The organism is Mycobacterium liflandii (genome assembly GCF_022354805.1).
GTDB classification, from domain to species: Bacteria; Actinomycetota; Actinomycetes; order Mycobacteriales; family Mycobacteriaceae; genus Mycobacterium; species Mycobacterium marinum.
Genome location: NZ_CP023138.1, coordinates 4,956,299 through 4,977,502, shown reverse-complemented (window position 1 = coordinate 4,977,502; position 21,204 = coordinate 4,956,299). Strand labels below are relative to the sequence as shown.

At 64.7% G+C, this 21,204-nt stretch carries 7 protein-coding genes and 4 pseudogenes; 8 read left to right on the top strand and 3 right to left on the bottom strand.

Translation table 11 applies throughout. The annotated features are described in order from the left end of the window. Window position 1 precedes the first annotated feature (1 nt). The gene (locus tag CKW46_RS22040) at window positions 2-1,012 is read right to left on the bottom strand and encodes a cytochrome P450 (RefSeq protein ID WP_482052401.1); all 1,011 of its coding nucleotides are present in this window, start codon (window positions 1,010-1,012) and stop codon (window positions 2-4) included. Window positions 1,013-1,255: 243 nt separating this feature from the next. Between CKW46_RS22040 and CKW46_RS22035 the strand changes: the two are divergent. The 6 genes and pseudogenes from CKW46_RS22035 (at window position 1,256) to CKW46_RS22010 (ending at window position 7,788) form a co-directional block, all read left to right on the top strand. Then, window positions 1,256-2,459 (top strand): annotated as a pseudogene (locus tag CKW46_RS22035) (ISAs1-like element IS2404/ISMul1 family transposase). Between the two features lie 519 nt (window positions 2,460-2,978). Next, window positions 2,979-4,182, top strand: a pseudogene (locus tag CKW46_RS22030) (ISAs1-like element IS2404/ISMul1 family transposase). Window positions 4,183-4,701: 519 nt separating this feature from the next. Continuing rightward, window positions 4,702-5,904, top strand: a pseudogene (locus CKW46_RS22025) (ISAs1-like element IS2404/ISMul1 family transposase). A 473-nt stretch (window positions 5,905-6,377) separates the two neighbouring features. Beyond that, on the top strand, window positions 6,378-6,803 hold the full coding sequence (locus CKW46_RS22020) for a nuclear transport factor 2 family protein (protein WP_015356618.1): 426 nt from the start codon (window positions 6,378-6,380) through the stop codon (window positions 6,801-6,803). A 68-nt stretch (window positions 6,804-6,871) separates the two neighbouring features. Further along, the gene (locus CKW46_RS22015) at window positions 6,872-7,345 is read left to right on the top strand and encodes a MaoC family dehydratase (RefSeq protein ID WP_051153784.1); all 474 of its coding nucleotides are present in this window, start codon (window positions 6,872-6,874) and stop codon (window positions 7,343-7,345) included. Next, entirely contained in the window at window positions 7,342-7,788 is a 447-nt protein-coding gene (locus tag CKW46_RS22010) for a MaoC family dehydratase (RefSeq protein ID WP_011741521.1), read from the top strand. The genes CKW46_RS22015 and CKW46_RS22010 overlap by 4 nt, the downstream gene beginning before the upstream one ends. Here the strand turns inward: CKW46_RS22010 and CKW46_RS22005 are convergent. Further along, window positions 7,760-9,250, bottom strand: a pseudogene (locus CKW46_RS22005) (aldehyde dehydrogenase). The gene CKW46_RS22010 and the pseudogene CKW46_RS22005 sit on opposite strands and share 29 nt — an antisense overlap. Before the next feature lie 126 nt (window positions 9,251-9,376). Beyond that, a complete protein-coding gene (locus tag CKW46_RS22000; protein ID WP_015356615.1) occupies window positions 9,377-10,519 on the bottom strand; it encodes an SRPBCC family protein in 1,143 nt (380 codons plus the stop codon). Between the two features lie 241 nt (window positions 10,520-10,760). On the opposite strand from CKW46_RS22000, the gene CKW46_RS21995 reads away from it, so the two are divergent. Continuing rightward, complete coding sequence (locus CKW46_RS21995; protein ID WP_015356614.1) at window positions 10,761-11,483, top strand: DUF1906 domain-containing protein; 723 nt, start codon at window positions 10,761-10,763, stop codon at window positions 11,481-11,483. Between the two features lie 513 nt (window positions 11,484-11,996). Beyond that, window positions 11,997-21,203 carry a fatty acid synthase subunit beta domain-containing protein gene (locus CKW46_RS21990; RefSeq protein WP_482052400.1) on the top strand — a complete coding sequence of 3,069 codons (9,207 nt, stop codon included), beginning with the start codon at window positions 11,997-11,999 and terminating at the stop codon, window positions 21,201-21,203. Window position 21,204: the final 1 nt, after the last annotated feature.

Here is a 21,204-nt window from a genome sequence, read left to right as displayed (position 1 = left end):
GTCACCAACGCACTGGCAGCGACAGCATGCCCTCGTTCATCATCCCGGTACGAACCTTCAAGTCGTTTACATCCGCCGCGAGTTCGAGTGTCGGCACCCGGGTGACCAGACCGCGAAGCAGCGACTGCATCTCGCAACGAGCCAGCCAGGCCCCCGGACACAGAAACCGGCCGTGGCCGAAACTGACATGCCGATTCTCCGACCGGTCGACCAGGAACTCGTCTGGGTCGTCGAAGAAACGGGGGTCGCGGTTGGCCGCAGTAGTACTGACCGCAATCGTCGTTCCCTTCGGGATCACCGCGTCGTCGAGTTCGATGTCCTCGACTGCATAACGGAGAGCACCGAGGTTGGACGGCGGCAGGTAGCGCAACACCTCCCCGACCGTCGGCTCGATCAGTTTGGGATCGGCAACCACCCGGCCATAGCAACCCTTGTGCAGCAGTAGACCGATCATCCGGGAGACCATCACCCAGGTGGAGTCGATGCCGGCGGCGAAGAGGGCCTGTGCGAGGTAGACTAGTTCGAGGTGACTGAGCTGCCCGTCGTCGACGTCGGACACCGCGACTAGATCGCTGAAGAAGTCGCCGGTCGGCTCGGCCCGCCGTTTCTCGGCCAGCTCGCAGATGAACGCCGCGAACTCCTGCTGGCCGGCGGCCATTTCCTCGGCCGTGTGGAGCGAGAGGCTGAACAGCCGCTCCGCCCAGTATTGGGCGCGGTCGCCCTCGCCCGGTGGAAAGCCGAACATCTCGCCGATGATCTGCCGCGGCAGTGGGCGGGCGAGGGCATCGACGGCGTCGGCGGGCATCGGCCCGGCCAGCATTGCGTCCAGCAGCTCATCGACGATCGTGACGATCCTCGGCCGCAACTCTTCGATTCGCCCCCGGCGCAGTGCCTTGGCGAACAGCCGGCGGATCCGGGTGTGATTGGGCGGGTCAACCAGCGTCGAGACGAACTCCAGCTCGAGCATGTTGAGCTGGGTGGTCGACAGCCTGGCGGCGTCCGTGCGGTACATGTTCCGGCTGACTCGAGGGTCGTCCAGCACTCGCTTGGCATCGTCGTAGCGGGTGACGACAACCGCCGGGTCGCCACCGCGGTCGGCTTTGGGCCGGGGGCAGGGCTCCGGCGTTGTTGATTAGCAGGCTTGTGAGCTGGGTTGATGATCTTTGGTGCCGCGCTATTGGGGCCGGAGTGTAGGCACGGGCTATCTGGAGAACGATCGAGTTGGTTACTGTTCGTCGTTGGTCTGGAGTTGCCCGTGCCTACCGTTTCAGTATTGCCTGTGTCGTCGGTTCCAGAGGTGTTCGACCGCTGGAGTCCTGGTGAGCGTAGCGAGCTCATCGGATCGGAGTTTCTCGATGTGTTGGCCTCGGTGCCAGACCCGAGGGACCCACGCGGTCGGAGGTATTCGCTGATGGCTTTGTTGGCGATCGCGGTTCTGGCCACTGCCGCGGGGATGCGCGGCTATGCTGTTTTTGCTACATGGGCGGCCACCGCTCCCGATGATGTGTTGGCCTAATTAGGGGTCCGGTTCCGGCGGCCCAGTGAGAAGACCTTCCGCGCTGTTTTGTCTCGGCTAGACCCCGCCGACCTCAACGCCAGGATGGGCAGTTACTTCACTGCACACGTGGCCAGCAGCGACCCCAGTGGATTGGTGCCGATCGCGTTGGACGGCAAGATGCTGCGTGGTGCCTTTACGCGCCAAAGCGACAGCCACGCATCTCGTGTCGGTGTTCGCCCACCGTGCCCGATTGGTGCTCGGTCAACTCGCTGTCGCCGAGAAAAGCAATGAAATTCCCTGCGTACGTGCCCTGCTCACGCTGCTGCCGGGTAGCTTGTGGTGGCTGGTCACCGTGGATGCGATGCATACCCAGGTCGTCACCGCGAAGTTGATCTGCGCCACCTTGAAGTCGCACTACCTGATGATCGTCAAGTCCAACCAAGCCAAAATACTTGCGCGTATCACCGCGCTGCCCTGGGCCGAGGTGCCCGCAGCCGCTACCGACGACTCCCGCGGCCACGGCCGTGTCGAGACCCGCACCCTGCAAATCATCACCGCTGCACGAGGAATCGGCTTCCCCTACGCAAAACAAATCATCCGGATCACTCGTGAACGCTTGATCACCGCCACCGACCAGCGCAGCGTGGAGGTGGTCTATGCCATCTGCAGCCTGCCGTTCGAGCACGCCCGCCCTACCGCGATCATGACCTGGATGCGTCAACACTGGGGAATCGAGAACAGCCTGCACTGGATACGCGACGTCACCTTCGACGAAGACCGTCAAAGGGCACATACCGGAAACGGCGCACAGGTCCTAGCAACGCTACGCAACACCGCGATCAATCTGCACCGCCTCAACGGCGCCGACAACATCGCCGAAGCCTGCCGGATCACCGCTTTGACCGCCAACCGCCGCCTAGACCTCCTCAATCCACAATTCCCCAGCTCACAAGCCTGCTAATCAACAACGCCGGAGCCCTGCCGAGGCGCCGACAACGCGTCCGGCTGAGTGAATGGGTAGTCCGTTGCAGTATTGTTTTCAGGATAGGCCAAAATGTCACCCCTTCAGATCTTGAGACGGATATGTCGGTCTTGGGAAGAATATGTCGATCCAGAACTGACTGCGAAATGGCGTTCAGAATATGAGTGTCGCTGATATGCGAATCTATTCCATGCAACAACCCGCTGGCAAGGGATTGCGATTATTTCCCAGAGGGGGCGGACAACGTGCGGCGGCGCGCCTCAGGGGCTGGCGTAGTCCCTCGGCCGGTGTGACTTCGTTATCCACTGCAACAACGTTTTTAGCATCAACGGTCTGGTTGTTCAGCCCCGGAGTCCAGGGCTCCGGCGTTGTTGATTAGCAGGCTTGTGAGCTGGGTTGATGATCTTTGGTGCCGCGCTATTGGGGCCGGAGTGTAGGCACGGGCTATCTGGAGAACGATCGAGTTGGTTACTGTTCGTCGTTGGTCTGGAGTTGCCCGTGCCTACCGTTTCAGTATTGCCTGTGTCGTCGGTTCCAGAGGTGTTCGACCGCTGGAGTCCTGGTGAGCGTAGCGAGCTCATCGGATCGGAGTTTCTCGATGTGTTGGCCTCGGTGCCAGACCCGAGGGACCCACGCGGTCGGAGGTATTCGCTGATGGCTTTGTTGGCGATCGCGGTTCTGGCCACTGCCGCGGGGATGCGCGGCTATGCTGTTTTTGCTACATGGGCGGCCACCGCTCCCGATGATGTGTTGGCCTAATTAGGGGTCCGGTTCCGGCGGCCCAGTGAGAAGACCTTCCGCGCTGTTTTGTCTCGGCTAGACCCCGCCGACCTCAACGCCAGGATGGGCAGTTACTTCACTGCACACGTGGCCAGCAGCGACCCCAGTGGATTGGTGCCGATCGCGTTGGACGGCAAGATGCTGCGTGGTGCCTTTACGCGCCAAAGCGACAGCCACGCATCTCGTGTCGGTGTTCGCCCACCGTGCCCGATTGGTGCTCGGTCAACTCGCTGTCGCCGAGAAAAGCAATGAAATTCCCTGCGTACGTGCCCTGCTCACGCTGCTGCCGGGTAGCTTGTGGTGGCTGGTCACCGTGGATGCGATGCATACCCAGGTCGTCACCGCGAAGTTGATCTGCGCCACCTTGAAGTCGCACTACCTGATGATCGTCAAGTCCAACCAAGCCAAAATACTTGCGCGTATCACCGCGCTGCCCTGGGCCGAGGTGCCCGCAGCCGCTACCGACGACTCCCGCGGCCACGGCCGTGTCGAGACCCGCACCCTGCAAATCATCACCGCTGCACGAGGAATCGGCTTCCCCTACGCAAAACAAATCATCCGGATCACTCGTGAACGCTTGATCACCGCCACCGACCAGCGCAGCGTGGAGGTGGTCTATGCCATCTGCAGCCTGCCGTTCGAGCACGCCCGCCCTACCGCGATCATGACCTGGATGCGTCAACACTGGGGAATCGAGAACAGCCTGCACTGGATACGCGACGTCACCTTCGACGAAGACCGTCAAAGGGCACATACCGGAAACGGCGCACAGGTCCTAGCAACGCTACGCAACACCGCGATCAATCTGCACCGCCTCAACGGCGCCGACAACATCGCCGAAGCCTGCCGGATCACCGCTTTGACCGCCAACCGCCGCCTAGACCTCCTCAATCCACAATTCCCCAGCTCACAAGCCTGCTAATCAACAACGCCGGAGCCCTGCCGAGGCGCCGACAACGCGTCCGGCTGAGTGAATGGGTAGTCCGTTGCAGTATTGTTTTCAGGATAGGCCAAAATGTCACCCCTTCAGATCTTGAGACGGATATGTCGGTCTTGGGAAGAATATGTCGATCCAGAACTGACTGCGAAATGGCGTTCAGAATATGAGTGTCGCTGATATGCGAATCTATTCCATGCAACAACCCGCTGGCAAGGGATTGCGATTATTTCCCAGAGGGGGCGGACAACGTGCGGCGGCGCGCCTCAGGGGCTGGCGTAGTCCCTCGGCCGGTGTGACTTCGTTATCCACTGCAACAACGTTTTTAGCATCAACGGTCTGGTTGTTCAGCCCCGGAGTCCAGGGCTCCGGCGTTGTTGATTAGCAGGCTTGTGAGCTGGGTTGATGATCTTTGGTGCCGCGCTATTGGGGCCGGAGTGTAGGCACGGGCTATCTGGAGAACGATCGAGTTGGTTACTGTTCGTCGTTGGTCTGGAGTTGCCCGTGCCTACCGTTTCAGTATTGCCTGTGTCGTCGGTTCCAGAGGTGTTCGACCGCTGGAGTCCTGGTGAGCGTAGCGAGCTCATCGGATCGGAGTTTCTCGATGTGTTGGCCTCGGTGCCAGACCCGAGGGACCCACGCGGTCGGAGGTATTCGCTGATGGCTTTGTTGGCGATCGCGGTTCTGGCCACTGCCGCGGGGATGTGCGGCTATGCTGGTTTTGCCACATGGGCGGCCACCGCTCCCGATGATGTGTTGGCCTAATTAGGGGTCCGGTTCCGGCGGCCCAGTGAGAAGACCTTCCGCGCTGTTTTGTCTCGGCTAGACCCCGCCGACCTCAACGCCAGGATGGGCAGTTACTTCACTGCACACGTGGCCAGCAGCGACCCCAGTGGATTGGTGCCGATCGCGTTGGACGGCAAGATGCTGCGTGGTGCTTTACGCGCCAAAGCGACAGCCACGCATTTCGTGTCGGTGTTCGCCCACCGTGCCCGATTGGTGCTCGGTCAACTCGCTGTCGCCGAGAAAAGCAATGAAATTCCCTGCGTACGTGCCCTGCTCACGCTGCTGCCGGGTAGCTTGTGGTGGCTGGTCACCGTGGATGCGATGCATACCCAGGTCGTCACCGCGAAGTTGATCTGCGCCACCTTGAAGTCGCACTACCTGATGATCGTCAAGTCCAACCAAGCCAAAATACTTGCGCGTATCACCGCGCTGCCCTGGGCCGAGGTGCCCGCAGCCGCTACCGACGACTCCCGCGGCCACGGCCGTGTCGAGACCCGCACCTTGCAAATCATCACCGCTGTACGAGGAATCGGCTTCCCCTACGCAAAACAAATCATCCGGATCACTCGTGAACGCTTGATCACCGCCACCGACCAGCGCAGCGTGGAGGTGGTCTATGCCATCTGCAGCCTGCCGTTCGAGCACGCCCGCCCTACCGCGATCATGACCTGGATGCGTCAACACTGGGGAATCGAGAACAGCCTGCACTGGATACGCGACGTCACCTTCGACGAAGACCGTCAAAGGGCACATACCGGAAACGGCGCACAGGTCCTAGCAACGCTACGCAACACCGCGATCAATCTGCACCGCCTCAACGGCGCCGACAACATCGCCGAAGCCTGCCGGATCACCGCTTTGACCGCCAACCGCCGCCTAGACCTCCTCAATCCACAATTCCCCAGCTCACAAGCCTGCTAATCAACAACGCCGGAGCCCTGCCCCGGAGTCCCGCTTGTGAACACGTTGTTAATTGTCCGTTGTGCATTGTGCAGAGTGCACTGTTTGTGAAACAAGACTGTGCACTGTGCACTGCTTATGTCTCATTCACCGTGTCAAATAATTTGACTGCTATACGCTCGCGCGTTTGGCGATGGTCATGCCTGGAATGTGAATAGATGGTGACCGGCTAGGCGAATCCCTGGCGCCCGGATCTGATGATGGATGGTTGTGGACTCGGATTTACGCTCGGGCCGGGCGGGGTGAACCGGGGCCTTGCCGGGCTTGTCATGCCGCCTGGTGTAGCGCGGCCTGCCACGGTGTTGCTGAGTCTTACCTCTGGTGGGGGAGCGGCATTCCGTCGGGTCGCTGCGGCCACTGCCGCGGCCAGTGATTTGGGTTACTGTTACGTCAGTTGGAGCTGTTGTTTCCCGCGAGTGCGGCTGGAGAGCAAGATGACCATGTCCTATCAGGAACAGCAACTGCTGCAGGCCGCGACGGGCCGTGCTGCCATCCTGGATCTGACCGCCCGGCACAACCGCGCCTACTCCGATGGCGACCGTGACGGCTGGATCGCTACTTTCCGTCATTCCGGGGCCAGCTACACCCGTGATGGCGAGTCATTCACCGACCTGCGGGCCGCCTTCGATGGTGGTGATGGTCAACGCCTGGTCAGTCTCGACCACGAGGTTCAGGTGGACGGGGTCAACGCGGTCCAGCGCTGTGTTGCTGTGCTTTTCGCGGCTTTGCATGGTGACACGAACCTGCGGGCAACCGGGATCTTCCGGGATAAATTGGTCTACGAGCGCGGTGGCTGGTACTTCACTTCCCGTGTGCTCGAGTGGGATTCGGTGCCCAGCCGTCATCCGTTGGTCATGTAGACGGCGTGGCTCCCGGTAGCCAGGTGGGGTACCGACTGGCCTTCGGCACCTACCAGGACGCACTGCAGATGGTCGGCACTGCGAGCCCGCCACGAACCGCGGCCACCGCGGTCAGCGGAGCGCGTATCCAGCTGTTCGCCGCCCTCGTTCACGACGGTAACCGCTCGTACTGGGATGAGGACTATGCGCGGGCGCACTGGGGAGGCCTGCTGGCTCCGCCGGCACTGCTGATGGGCTGGCTGACAACTCCGCCCTGGCAGCCCGCGGAGCGGGACTCGGCAGGGTCGTTGGCGCTGCGAGTGCCGTTGCCGGGAACCGCATTTATCAACGCGGCAAACGATGTCGAGTTTCTGCAGCCCATCGTCGAGGGGGACCGTCTCTGCGTAGTCGAGGAGCTGGTGTCGGTTTCTCCGGAGAAGCGAACGCGGCTTGGCGTCGGTCATTTCGTCGAAACCCTGGAGACTTACCGGCGCCAGGACGCCGTGGTGGTCGCCAGGTCGCGGAATACCTTGTTTCGCTTCACCCCCGGGCCATCGTCATGACAAGTTCGGAGCTGCATTGGGACGAGATCAGCGTTCCGTTCGACCTGCCCGAGGTCGTTGATGAGATCAGCTACCAGCGTGTGGTGGAGAACGCCGGGGCGACATGGGACTACTTTCCCGGCCACTTCGATCCGGGCTATGCCCGGGATCAGGGCAGCCCGACGATTTTCGTCAACACCATGCACCTGGCCGGATTCGCCGACCGGATCGCGACGGACTGGGCGGGGCCGGCCAGCCGAGTAATACGTCGCCGGATGCGATTGACCGGGTCGATCTATGCCGGTGACACGATGGTGGGCCGCGCAAGGGTGGTGGCCAAACGGCGTGACACCAGCGTTGACCCGCCGCAGTACCTCCTAGAGATCCAGATCGAGGTCCAAAACCAGCACGGCGCGCTGTGCTGTCCCGTCGAGATCACCCTGCAGGTTCCTCAAAGCCCTTGAGTGGTGGCATTTTTCCGCTACACAGCACCGTCTGCAGCTCGACGTATTCGGCAAGCCCCTCGGGTCCGAACTCACGCCCGATGCCCGACTGCTTGAACCCGCCGAATGGTGCGCTGATGTCCAGCGTGTACATGTTGATGCCATAGGTGCCGATACGCACCGCCGCGGCGATTTCGAGTCCGTGCGCGGTATCGGCGGTCCACACCGAACCGGCCAGGCCGTAGTCGCTGTCGTTGGCGATCCGGATCGCGTCCTGTTCATCCCGGTAGGTCAGGACAGTCAGGACCGGTCCGAATATCTCCTCCCGGGCGATGCGCATGTCGTTGGTGGCGTCGGTGAACAGGGTGGGCCGCACATACCAGCCGCGGTCCTGTGGGTTGTCCTGGCCGCCGAGCACGATGCGTGCGCCTTCCTGCTGACCGGAGCGAATGTAGTCACGAACCCGACGTTGTTGTCGCTGCGCGACCAGGGGCCCGACGTGGGTCTTCTCATCGGCGGGATCGCCGACCTACAGCGCCGACATCATGTCGGCCAGGGCGTCGACGACTTCGTCGTGACGGCGTTCGCTCACCAGGATGCGGGTCTGAGCAACGCAGGCCTGCCCGTTGTTCATCAATCCTGCTGTTTTCAACCCGGCGACGGTCTTGCCGACGTCGGCGTCGTCGAGGATTATCGCCGCGGATTTTCCGCCCAGCTCCAAGCTCACCCGTTTGAGTCCTTCGCCGCACAGGGCGGCGATCCGACGGCCCGTGGCGCTGGACCCGGTGAACGCGATCTTGTCGACCCCGGGATGGCGAATCAGCGCCTCGCCGACCGTCGGTCCGCCGGGAAGCACCGATACGACGCCCTCGGGTAGCTCGATCTGTTCGATCATCTCGGCTAACCACAAAGCGTCCAAGGGGGTTTCGGGAGCCGGCTTGATGATCACGGTGCAACCGGCGATCAGTGCGGGGATCAGCTTGGGCATGATGAGGAATTGCGGCACGTTCCACGGCACAATCGCCCCGACTACCCCGACCGGGGCCCGACGCAGGTGCGCCTGTCCGCGTATTCCCTGGCGCCGCTCCACCCAGGGGAAGTTGCGGCCCGCCGCCAGTGCCAGCTGCATCAGGCCCGCTGCTCCGGCCGCTTTGCCCAGCCTGCTGAAACTGTGCGGCGAGCCCATTTCCGCGGTGATCAGGTCAGCCATGTCATCGAGGTGGCTCGCGTAGATCGCGGCCAACTCTTCGACTTTGCGTATCCGCTCACCCGGATCCAGCCGTGGCCACGGACCGTAGTCGAAGGCGCGCCGGGCGGCGGCCACGGCCGCCTCGACTTCGTCGGGGCCAGCCGCCGGGGCCCGCCCAATCGCCTCCTCCGAGTGTGGGGAAATCACGGTGATCGGCTCCGCGATGGTGGGTTTGCACCAGCGTCCACCGATGAACAGCTCGTCAAACGAACGGTGCGTGGAATCGGCCGTCATCGGGGCACCACCTCGGGGCAGGCGACGGTAACTTCGCTATTGATGCTAACATAGCGAAAAAGCGGCTCCGGGCTGCCAGGGGAAGCCAGTCATGGCGGCCCGCGCGGTACTGGGGACGGCTGCGGCTCAGCCGGGTGTCTCGAGGGCCTGTGCCCAGGTGATGTGGCGATGCTGTAGCCCGGGCTCGTTTCGCCCAAACACCAATCGTTGCCGGGCACCGGATTCGAGGTTGGTCTGCAGCGTTTCGGCCAGCCGATAGTCCTCATCGCGCACGGTTGCGTGCGCGTAATCGAAGACGGCCTGAGCGCCGGTGGCGACGGATTCGTCGGAGAGGTCCAACGGAGTCGAGTTCTGGTGCACCGTAATAGAGCTGCCAGGCCGGTCGCCCGGATAAATGCGGAACAGCTCGCCGTTGGCGATGGTTACCGACAGTACGACGTTGGGGAACAGGGCGTAGATCACCACCATGTGGTGGAACGGGTCCCACTGGCCCTCGGGGACGTTCTCCAGTTCCAGGATTGTGTTGAGCGGGAAGATCAATCGGTGGTGCGGTCCGTACGAGTCGAAGACGGTGCAGTTGCTGCGCGCAATGGTGGCGAAGGTCCGCCGATGCACCGTGGCGAAGTGATAGTTCTCCGCGAAGGTATCGGCGGCAAGTTTCCAGTTGATGGGCGAACCGAGCACCTTCTCGCCCAATGGAGACCACCGGCCGATGCCCCACGACTGGAGCTCGCCGGCGAGGGGGCCCAGATGTGCGGGGACGTCCAGCCTCGCGGCGGGATGTAATGACACCCAGAGGAACCCGGCGAACTCGGTGGCCGGAAGTTCGGTCAGTCCGTCGGACCCCACCGCGATCCCGGGGAACCCTTCACGGCCCGGCAGCCCGACTAGGCGTCCGCCATTGTCATAGGTCCACCCGTGATAGGGACAGGTAAACCGCAGTGCGGTACCGCAACCCGTCGCCACCCGGGACTGTCGATGCAGGCAGACGTTGTCGAAGGCCCGGACCGCCCGATCGGCAGCCCGGGTCAACAGGATGGATCGGCCCATGATCGTCTTGGTGCAGTAGGTGTCGGGACCGGGTAGTTCGGATGAGTAGCCGACCAGCTGCGGGCTGTCGAGCACCATGGCTCGGTCGCGCTCGTGTCTGTCCAGTGACGTGTACTCGCGCGCGTCGACGGCGTGCTGATGCGGGGCGAGGTCGGTGGTCTTGTCTCGGGCGAGTTTCAACGCCCGTCGGGTGAGGTCGATGAGCTGATCGCGATCCATCAGATCCCCCGTTGCAGTCAAGCCAACCGAGCCAGCTGCAGCCGTAGCAGTAACTTTACTAACTTTATAGTGAAAGCGAATCCGTGCCAACGATGCCCGGCGGCGCCGGTGCTGGTGCGGTCGGGCGCGCTGGTGTGAATCGGCCCCGCGGGCTCGCGATGGCGAGGATGCGGCGATGTGATGCAGATGTGATGGTTGTGGCCAATGTGTCATGTGTTACTTGTGAAGTAATCTGGGGCATGTGTCGGTTTCGCGGCGTCAGGTGCTCAAATTCGCGGCGGCGACGCCCGGGCTGGTAGGCTTGGGGGCTGCTGCCGCGTCGTTGCGCGCTGCGCCGGTGTCGGCGGCGTCGCTGGGCACCCTGCTGGACTATGCCGCGGGCGTCATTCCGGCCAGTCAGATCAGGGCGGCCGGCGCGGTCGGGTCGATCCGGTATGTCTCCGACCGTCGGCCCGGCGGAGCCTGGATGCTCGGTAAGCCGATCCAAATCGGTGAGGCGCGCGATCTGGTCGGTAATGGGCTCAAGGTCGTCTCCTGTTATCAGTACGGGAAGGGGAGCACCTCGGACTGGCTGGGTGGTGCTGCCGCGGGCGTACAGCACGCCAGGCGGGGCGTGGAGCTGCACACGGCGGCCGGCGGCCCGCCAAGTGCCCCCATCTATGCCTCAGTCGACGACAACCCGTCTTATGAGCAGTACAAGAACCAGATAGTTCCGTATCTGCGGGCCTGGGAGTCGGTGATCGGCCATCAGCGCACCGGTGTGTACGCCAACTCGAAGACGATCGACTGGGCGGTGCGCGACGGCCTGGGCTCCTACTTCTGGCAGCACAACTGGGGCTCGCCGAAGGGATACACGCACCCGGCCGCCAATTTGCACCAGGTCGAGATCGACAAGCGCAAAGTTGGCGGAGTCGGCGTGGACATCAACGAGATCCTCAAGCCCCAGTTTGGGCAGTGGGCCTGACCTTCGGCCTAGCCACCCCTTGGGTGGCCATCACTCCAGCAAACACTTGTTCGCTCGCTGGGCAGCGCCGTCCGCGCCGATGCCCACGCGCTGAAACGGCTGAGACGATGTCGCACGGTGGCCTTGGCGCTAACTTTTAACATAACGATTTGGTAACAATACTGCCTTGATCAGCGCAGTTATAGCTACTCAGGCGTAACCACCTGCATGCAGGACGTTTGTTCGGCATGCCTGTGCCGTCGGTTAAACGCGGTGTTACCCATGACACGGTTACCCGTGCGTAGAACTCGCCAGTAACTTATTGGCGTCAAAAGAGTGGACGGATCCTTATGACACTCTTATATGGCCGATGCAGTCCATCGCGCCGCCCGATCCATGGGCCGGCCCGCCGACAACACACCGGTCACAGGATTTTTCGGCTGCGATTCGACGCGGAATCGAGCAACCCCCGCAGGGAGTCCGGGCGGCCGAACGAGCTGAGATATACAGACGCACAAACAGGAGATGTTGAACGTGACGATCCACGAGCACGACCGGGTGTCAGCTGACCGCGACGAGACTGGCCCGCACAGCACCCATGCTCTGGTCGATCGTCTGACCGTGGGTGAGCCGTTCGCGGTGGCATTCGGGGGACAGGGCAGCGCGTGGCTCGAGACTCTCGAGGAACTGGTTTCGGCGGCCGGAATCGAATCAGAACTGGCCGCCCTGGTGGGCGAGGTCGAGCTGCTGCTCGAGCCGGTGTCCAAGGAACTGGTTGTGGTCCGCCCGATCGGCTTCGAGCCGCTGCAGTGGGTACGTGCGTTGGCCGCTGAGGATCCAGTCCCGTCCGACAAGCACCTGACATCGTCGGCGGTGTCGTTGCCGGGCGTGCTGCTTACCCAGGTCGCAGCCGTCCGCGCCTTGGCACGCCAGGGTATGGACCTGATTGCGACCCCTCCGGTGGTGTCGGTGGGGCACTCGCAGGGCGTGCTGGCGGTGGAGGCACTCAACGCCGGTGGGGCGCGCGACGTGGAGCTGTTGGCCCTGGCTCAGCTGATCGGTGCGGCGGGAACGCTGGTGGCGCGGCGACGTGGGATATCCGTCCTCGGCGATCGCCCGCCGATGGTTTCGGTCACCAACGCCGACCCCGAGCGCATCCAGCAGCTGCTGGAGGACTTCGCCCAGGACGTGCGCACCGTGCTTCCGCCCGTGCTGTCCATCCGCAACGGTCGGCGTTCGGTCGTCATCACCGGCACCCCCGAGCAGTTGTCTCGCTTCGAGCTGTATTGCCGCCAGATATCGGAGAAAGAAGAAGCCGAGCGCAAGAGCAAGGTCCGCGGCGGCGATGTCTTCGCGCCCGTGTTCGATCCGGTAAAGGTCGAGGTGGGCTTCCACACTCCGCGGCTGGCGGACGGAATTGACATTGTGGGCGGCTGGGCCGAAAAGGTTGGCCTCGACGTCGCCCTGGCCCGCCAGCTGGCCGAGGCGATCCTGGTTGACACGGTGGACTGGGTCAGTGACATCAACCGGGTCCACGAGGCCGGCGCACGCTGGATCCTGGACCTGGGGCCCGGTGACATCCTGACCCGGCTGACCGCGCCGGTGATCCGGGGCTTGGGCATCGGCATCGTGCCCGCGGCAACGCGCGGCGGCCAGCGCAACCTCTTCACCGTCGGAGCCACGCCCGAGGTTGCCAGGGCCTGGTCGAGTTATGCCCCGACCGCTGTTCGTCTCCCCGACGGCAGGGTGAAGCTCTCGACGAAGTTCACTCGGCTGACCGGTCGGTCGCCGATCCTGCTCGCGGGCATGACGCCCACCACCGTGGACGCCAAGATCGTCGCCGCGGCGGCCAACGCTGGGCACTGGGCCGAGCTGGCCGGCGGCGGGCAGGTCACCGAGGAGATCTTCGCCGACCGCATCAACGAGATGTCCGGTCTGCTCGAGCCGGGGCGCACCTATCAGTTCAATGCATTGTTCCTCGATCCCTACCTGTGGAAGCTCCAGCTCGGTGGCAAGCGGCTGGTGCAAAAGGCGCGCCAGTCCGGCGCGGCAATCGATGGTGTGGTGATCAGCGCGGGCATCCCGGACCTCGAAGAAGCCGTCGAGCTGATCGACGAACTCAACGACATCGGAATCAGCCACGTGGTGTTCAAGCCCGGCACCATCGAGCAGATCCGCTCGGTGATCCGCATTGCCACCGAGGTGCCCACCAAGCCGGTGATCATGCACGTCGAAGGTGGGCGCGCCGGTGGCCACCATTCCTGGGAAGACCTCGACGACCTGTTGTTGGCGACCTATTCGGAGTTGCGGTCGCGCGCCAACATCACCGCCTGCGTCGGCGGTGGCATCGGTACCCCGGAGCGCGCGGCCGAGTACCTGTCCGGGCGCTGGGCGCAGGCCTATGGCTTCCCGCTGATGCCGATCGACGGGATCCTGGTCGGCACCGCCGCCATGGCCGCACTGGAGGCCACCACCTCGCCGTCGGTCAAGAAGATGCTGGTCGAAACCCAGGGCACCGGTGAGTGGATCGGCGCCGGAAAAGCTCAGGGCGGCATGGCTTCCAGCCGTAGCCAGCTCGGTGCGGACATCCACGAGATCGACAACAGCGCGTCGCGTTGCGGGCAGCTGCTCGACGAGGTGGCCGGAGACGCGGATGCGGTCGCCGAGCGTCGCGACGAGATCATCGCCGCGATGGCCAAGACCGCCAAGCCTTACTTCGGCGACATCGCCGACATGACATATCTGCAGTGGCTGCAGCGCTACGTCGAACTGGCTATCGGCGAAGGCAATTCGACTGCCGACACCGCCGCGCCGGGCAGCCCGTGGCTGGCCGACACCTGGCGAGACCGGTTCCAGCAGATGCTGCAGCGCGCCGAAGCGCGTTTGCACCCACAGGATTTCGGTCCCATCGAGACCGCATTCGCCGATCCGGCGCTGCTGGAGAATCCGACGCAGACCATCGCCGCGCTGCTGGCCCGTTACCCGGACGCCGAGACCGTCCAGCTGCACCCGGCGGACGTGCCGTTCTTTGTGACGCTGTGCAAGACCCTTGGCAAGCCGGTCAACTTTGTGCCCGTCATCGACAAGGATGTTCGGCGCTGGTGGCGCAGTGACTCGCTGTGGCAGGCCCATGACGCCCGCTACGACGCTGACCAGGTGTGTATCATTCCCGGCCCCGCGGCGGTCGCCGGTATCACCCGGATGGACGAGCCGGTCGGTGAGCTGCTGGACCGCTTCGAGCGGGCCGCCATCGATGAGGTGCTCGGTAGCGACGGTGACGCGAAGGCGGTCACATCGCGCCGGTTGGGCCGTCCCGATGTGACCGGGCCGCTCGCCGTTGTGCTGGATGCCCCGGACGTGTTGTGGGCCGGGCGTACCGCGACGAATCCGGTCCACCGGATCGCCGACCCGAGCGAGTGGCAGGTCCACGACGGACCCGAAAGTCCCCGCGCCACGCACACGTCCACTGGCGCTCGGCTGCAAGTCCAGGGCAGCGACGTGGTATTGAGTGTGCCGGTTTCGGCCACCTGGATCGACATCCGGTTCACCCTGCCCGCCAACACCGTTGACGGCGGCATCCCGGTGGTCTCCACCGACGACGCCACCACCGCGATGCGCTCGGTGCTGGCGATCGCGGCCGGTGTGGACGGGCCGGAGTCATTGCCCTCGGTAACCGATGGAACGGCGACGGTGACCGTCGACTGGGACCCCGAGAAGGTGGCCGACCACACCGGGGTCACGGCCACTTTCGGTGAGCCGCTGGCACCTAGCCTCACAACCGTTTCGGACGCACTGGTCGGGCAGTGCTGGCCGGCGGTTTTCGCAGCGATCGGTTCCGCGGTGACCGACAGCGGTATGCCGGTGGTGGAGGGGCTGCTCAGCCTGGTCCACCTCGACCATGCGGCTCGCGTGGTCGGCGATTTGCCCAAGATTCCTGCCCAATTGACCGTTACGGCAACGGCTTCCAATGCCACCGACACCGACATGGGTCGTGTGGTGCCGGTCTCGGTGACAGTTGCCGGGCCCGACGGTGCGACGATCGCCACTCTCGAAGAGCGGTTCGCGATCCTGGGCCGTACCGGAACCGCTGAACTCAGCGACCCGGTTCGGGCCGGTGGCACGGTATCGGAGAACGCCACCGACACCCCGCGGCGTCGTCGGCGCGACGTCACCCTCACGGCGCCCGTGGATATGCGTCCGTTTGCGGTGGTGTCCGGCGACCATAATCCCGTCCACACCGATCGTTCCGCGGCGTTGCTGGCCGGCCTGGAATCGCCCATCGTGCACGGCATGTGGTTGTCGGCCGCAGCGCAGCACACCGTGACCGCCACCGACGGGAAAGCTCGCCCGCCGGCCCGCCTGGTCGGGTGGACCGCGCGTTTCCTGGGCATGGTGCGCCCCGGTGACGATGTGGACTTCCGTGTCGAGCGCGTTGGAATCGACCAGGGCGCAGAGGTTCTGGAAGTGTCAGCGCGCATCGGTTCGGATCTGGTGATGTCGGCGTCCGCACGACTGGCCGCGCCCAAGACTGTCTATGCATTCCCGGGTCAGGGTATTCAGCACAAAGGCATGGGCATGGAGGTCCGAGCACGCTCCAAGGCGGCCCGCAAGGTGTGGGACATCGCGGACAGGTTCACCCGCGACACGCTGGGTTTCTCGGTGCTGCACGTGGTTCGGGACAATCCGACCAGCCTCATCGCCAGCGGTGTGCACTACCACCACCCCGACGGGGTGTTGTACCTGACGCAGTTCACCCAGGTTGCGATGGCCACCGTGGCGGCCGCGCAGGTGGCCGAAATGCGTGAGCAGGGTGCCTTTGTCGAGGGCGCGATCGCCTGTGGACACTCGGTGGGTGAGTACACCGCACTGGCCTGCGTGACGGGTATCTACGAACTAGAAGCCCTGTTGGAGATGGTGTTCCACCGCGGCTCGAAGATGCACGACATCGTGCCTCGTGACGAGCTGGGGCGGTCCAACTACCGGCTGGCGGCCATCCGGCCGTCGCAGATCGACCTCGATGACAACGACGTTCCGGCCTTCGTCGCCGGGATCGCCGAGAGCACCGGTGAGTTCCTGGAGATCGTGAACTTCAACCTGCGCGGGTCGCAATACGCGATCGCGGGCACGGTGCGCGGGCTAGAGGCGCTGGAGGCTGAAGTGGAGCGGCGCCGTGAACTCAGCGGCGGACGACGCTCGTTCATCCTGGTGCCCGGTATCGACGTTCCGTTCCACTCGCGGGTGCTGCGGGTTGGTGTCGCGGAGTTCCGCCGTTCGCTGGACCGCGTGATGCCGCGCGACGCCGATCCGGACCTGATCATCGGGCGCTACATCCCCAACCTGGTGCCGCGGCTGTTCAACCTGGACCGTGACTTTATCCAGGAGATCCGGGATCTGGTGCCGGCCGAGCCGCTCGACGAGATCCTGGCCGACTACGACACCTGGATTCGGGAGCGCCCGCGCGAGCTGGTGCGCACCGTCTTCATCGAGCTGCTGGCATGGCAGTTCGCCAGTCCGGTGCGCTGGATTGAGACCCAGGATCTGCTCTTCATCGAGGAGGCCGCCGGCGGGCTCGGCGTGGAGCGGTTCGTCGAGATCGGCGTGAAGACCTCGCCGACCGTGGCGGGTCTGGCTACCAACACGCTCAAGCTGCCCGAATACGCCCACAGCACAGTGGAAGTGCTCAATGCCGAGCGCGATGCCGCGGTGCTGTTCGCCACCGACCCCGAACCGGAGCCGGAGCCCGAGGCAGAGGAGCCCGCGGCGGAGGCGGGCGACGCGGCCGCTGCCGCGGCACCGGCCGCCGCCCCGGCCGCACCTTCGGGTGGCCCGCGGCCCGACGACATCGGGTTTGACGCCGCCGATGCCATTCTGGCGCTGATCGCGCTGTCCGCCAAGATGCGCCTGGACCAGATCGAGCAGCTGGACTCCATCGAGTCCATCACCGACGGCGCGTCGTCGCGGCGTAACCAGCTGCTGGTGGATCTGGGCTCCGAATTGAATCTGGGTGCCATCGACGGCGCGGCCGAGGCCGACCTGGCCGGGCTGCGCTCGCAGGTCACCAAGCTGGCACGGACCTACAAGCCTTACGGCCCAGTGCTTTCGGATGCGATCAACGATCAACTTCGCACGGTGCTGGGACCCTCGGGCAAGCGCCCGGGTGCCATCGCGGAGCGGGTCAAGAAGACCTGGGAGCTTGGCGATGGCTGGGCAAAACACGTCACCGTCGAGGTGGCGCTAGGCACCCGCGAGGGCAGCAGCGTTCGCGGCGGCGCCCTGGGCAACCTGCACGAGGGCGCGTTGGCCGATGCGGCTTCCGTCGACAAGGTGGTCGACGCCGCGGTTGCATCGGTTGCCGCCCGCCGTGGTGTCGCCGTGGCGCTGCCGTCGGCCGGCGGTGGCGGTGGCGCTACCGTCGACGCGGCGGCGCTCGCCGAATTCACCGATCAGATCACCGGTCGCGACGGCGTGCTCGCCTCGGCTGCTCGTCTGGTGTTGGGCCAGTTGGGTCTCGACGCCCCGGCCACCGCGCTGCCGGCCGCGACCGACGCAGACCTCATCGAACTGGTCACCGCTGAATTGGGCTCGGACTGGCCGCGTTTGGTGGCGCCGGTGTTCGACGGGAAGAGAGCAGTCGTGTTCGACGACCGCTGGGCCAGCGCCCGCGAAGACCTGGTCAAACTGTGGCTAACCGACGAAGGTGACATTGACGCCGACTGGGCGCGGCTATCGCAACGCTTCGAGGGAGCCGGCCACGTCGTCGCGACCCAAGCCACCTGGTGGCAGGGCAAGTCGCTGGCGGCGGGGCGGCAGATCCACGCGTCGCTGTACGGCCGAATCGCCGCCGGTGCGGAGAACCCGGACCCGGGTCCGGACAGCAGCGAAGTGGCGGTGGTGACCGGCGCTTCGAAGGGTTCGATCGCGGCATCGGTGGTGGCACGACTGCTCGATGGCGGTGCCACCGTCATTGCCACCACGTCCAAACTCGACGACGAGCGGCTGGCGTTCTACCGCACGCTGTACCGAGACCATGCCCGCTACGGTGCGGCGCTGTGGGTGGTGGCGGCCAACATGGCCTCCTACTCCGACATCGACGCCCTGGTCGAATGGGTCGGCAGCGAGCAAACCGAAAGCCTTGGGCCGCAGTCGATTCACATCAAGGACGCGCAGACGCCGACGTTGCTGTTCCCGTTCGCGGCGCCGCGCGTGGTCGGCGACCTGTCGGAGGCCGGCTCGCGCTCCGAGATGGAGATGAAGGTGCTGCTGTGGGCAGTGCAGCGGCTGATCGGCGGGCTCTCGACGATCGGCGCCGAGCGCGACATCGCCTCGCGACTGCACGTGGTGTTGCCCGGCTCGCCCAACCGCGGCATGTTCGGTGGTGACGGCGCCTACGGCGAAGCCAAGTCGGCGCTGGACGCGGTGGTGAGTCGTTGGCACGCCGAGTCCTCGTGGGCGGCCCGGGTCAGCCTGGCGCACGCGCTGATCGGATGGACTCGCGGCACCGGCCTGATGGGTCACAACGACGCCATCGTCAGCGCTGTCGAAGAGGCCGGCGTCACCACCTACTCCACTGACGAGATGGCGGCGATGCTGCTCGGCCTGTGCGATGTGGAGTCCAAGGTCGCGGCGGCCAGTACCCCGATCAAAGCGGACCTCACGGGTGGGCTGGCGGAGGCCAACCTCGACATGGCCGAACTAGCCGCCAAGGCGCGTGAGGAGATGTCGACCGAGGCGACCGCAGATGACGAAGAGTCAACTGAGGGGGCAATTCCCGCGCTGCCGTCACCGCCGCGTGGATACACGCCGGCGCCGCCACCGCACTGGGACGACCTCGACGTGGACCCGTCCGACCTGGTGGTGATCGTCGGCGGTGCCGAGCTCGGTCCATACGGCTCCTCACGGACGCGTTTCGAGATGGAGGTCGAGAACGAGCTCTCCGCCGCCGGTGTGCTGGAGTTGGCCTGGACCACCGGGCTGGTCCGGTGGGAAGACGACCCGCAACCGGGCTGGTATGACACCGGAACCGGTGAGCTGGTCGACGAAGCCGAGTTGGTCGAGCGTTATCACGATGTGGTGGTGGAGCGCGTCGGCATTCGGGAGTTCGTCGACGACGGCACGATCGACTCCGACCACTCGTCGCCGTTGCTGGTGTCGGTGTTCCTGGACAAGGACTTCTCCTTCGTGGTGTCCTCGGAGGCCGACGCGCGTGCCTTCGCAGACTTCGATCCCGAGCACACCGTCATCCGGCCGGTGCCCGATTCGGGTGACTGGCAGGTCATCCGTAAGGCCGGCACCGAGATTCGAGTGCCGCGCAAGACGACACTGTCGCGGGTGGTTGGCGCCCAGCTCCCGACGGGCTTCGATCCGACGGTGTGGGGCATCAGTCAGGACATGGCCAGTTCGATTGACCGCGTAGCGGTTTGGAACATCGTGGCCACCGTCGACGCGTTCCTGAGCGCCGGGTCCAGCCCGACCGAGGTAATGCGTTATGTGCACCCGAGTTTGGTCGCAAACACCATGGGCACCGGGATGGGTGGCGGCACGTCGATGCAGACGATGTACCACGGAAACCTGTTGGGCCGGAACAAGCCGAACGACATATTCCAGGAAATTCTGCCGAATATCGTCGCTGCGCACGTGGTTCAGTCCTACATCGGTAGCTACGGCTCGATGATCCACCCGGTCGCCGCATGCGCGACGGCCGCGGTGTCGGTCGAGGAGGGCGTCGACAAGATCCGCTTGGGCAAGGCCGAGATGGTGGTGGCCGGCGGTATCGACGACCTCACCTTGGAAGGCATCATCGGCTTCGGTGACATGGCGGCCACCGCCGACACCGCCATGATGCGCGGCCGCGGAATCGCCGACTCGAAGTTCTCCCGGCCCAATGACCGGCGCCGGCTGGGCTTCGTGGAAGCCCAGGGCGGTGGCACGATTCTGCTGGCCCGTGGCGACCTGGCTCTGAAGATGGGCCTGCCCGTGCTCGCGGTGGTGGCCTTCGCACAGTCCTTCGGAGACGGTGTGCACACCTCGATTCCGGCTCCGGGGCTGGGCGCATTGGGCGCCGGACGCGGCGGCCGGGACTCCGCGCTGGCGCGGGCGCTGGCCAAGTTGGGCGTGGGTGCCGATGACATCGCCATCATCTCCAAGCACGACACGTCGACGCTGGCCAACGATCCCAACGAGACGGAATTGCACGAGCGGCTCGCCGACTCACTTGGCCGATCCGAGGGTGCGCCACTGTTCGTGGTGTCGCAAAAGAGCATGACCGGTCACGCCAAGGGTGGCGCGGCGGTCTTCCAGATGATGGGGCTGTGCCAGATTCTGCGTGACGGTGTCATTCCGCCCAACCGGAGTCTGGACTGTGTGGACGATGAACTGGCCGGGGCAGCGCACTTCGTGTGGGTGCGTGACGCGTTGCGGCTGGGCGGGAAGTTCCCGCTCAAAGCCGGCATGCTGACCAGCCTCGGGTTCGGCCACGTGTCCGGTCTGGTCGCGTTGGTGCACCCACAGGCGTTCATCGCCTCGCTGGCTCCTGAGCAGCGCGCGGACTACCAGCGGCGTGCCGATACGCGGCTGCTGGCCGGTCAGCGGAGGCTGGCGTCGGCCATGGCCGGTGGAGAGCCGATGTATCAGCGGCCTCCGGACCGCCGTTTCGACCACGACACGGCCGAGAAGCCGCAAGAGGCAGCGATGCTGCTGAATCCGGCCGCTCGGCTCGGCGACGGCGAGGCCTACATCGGATGAG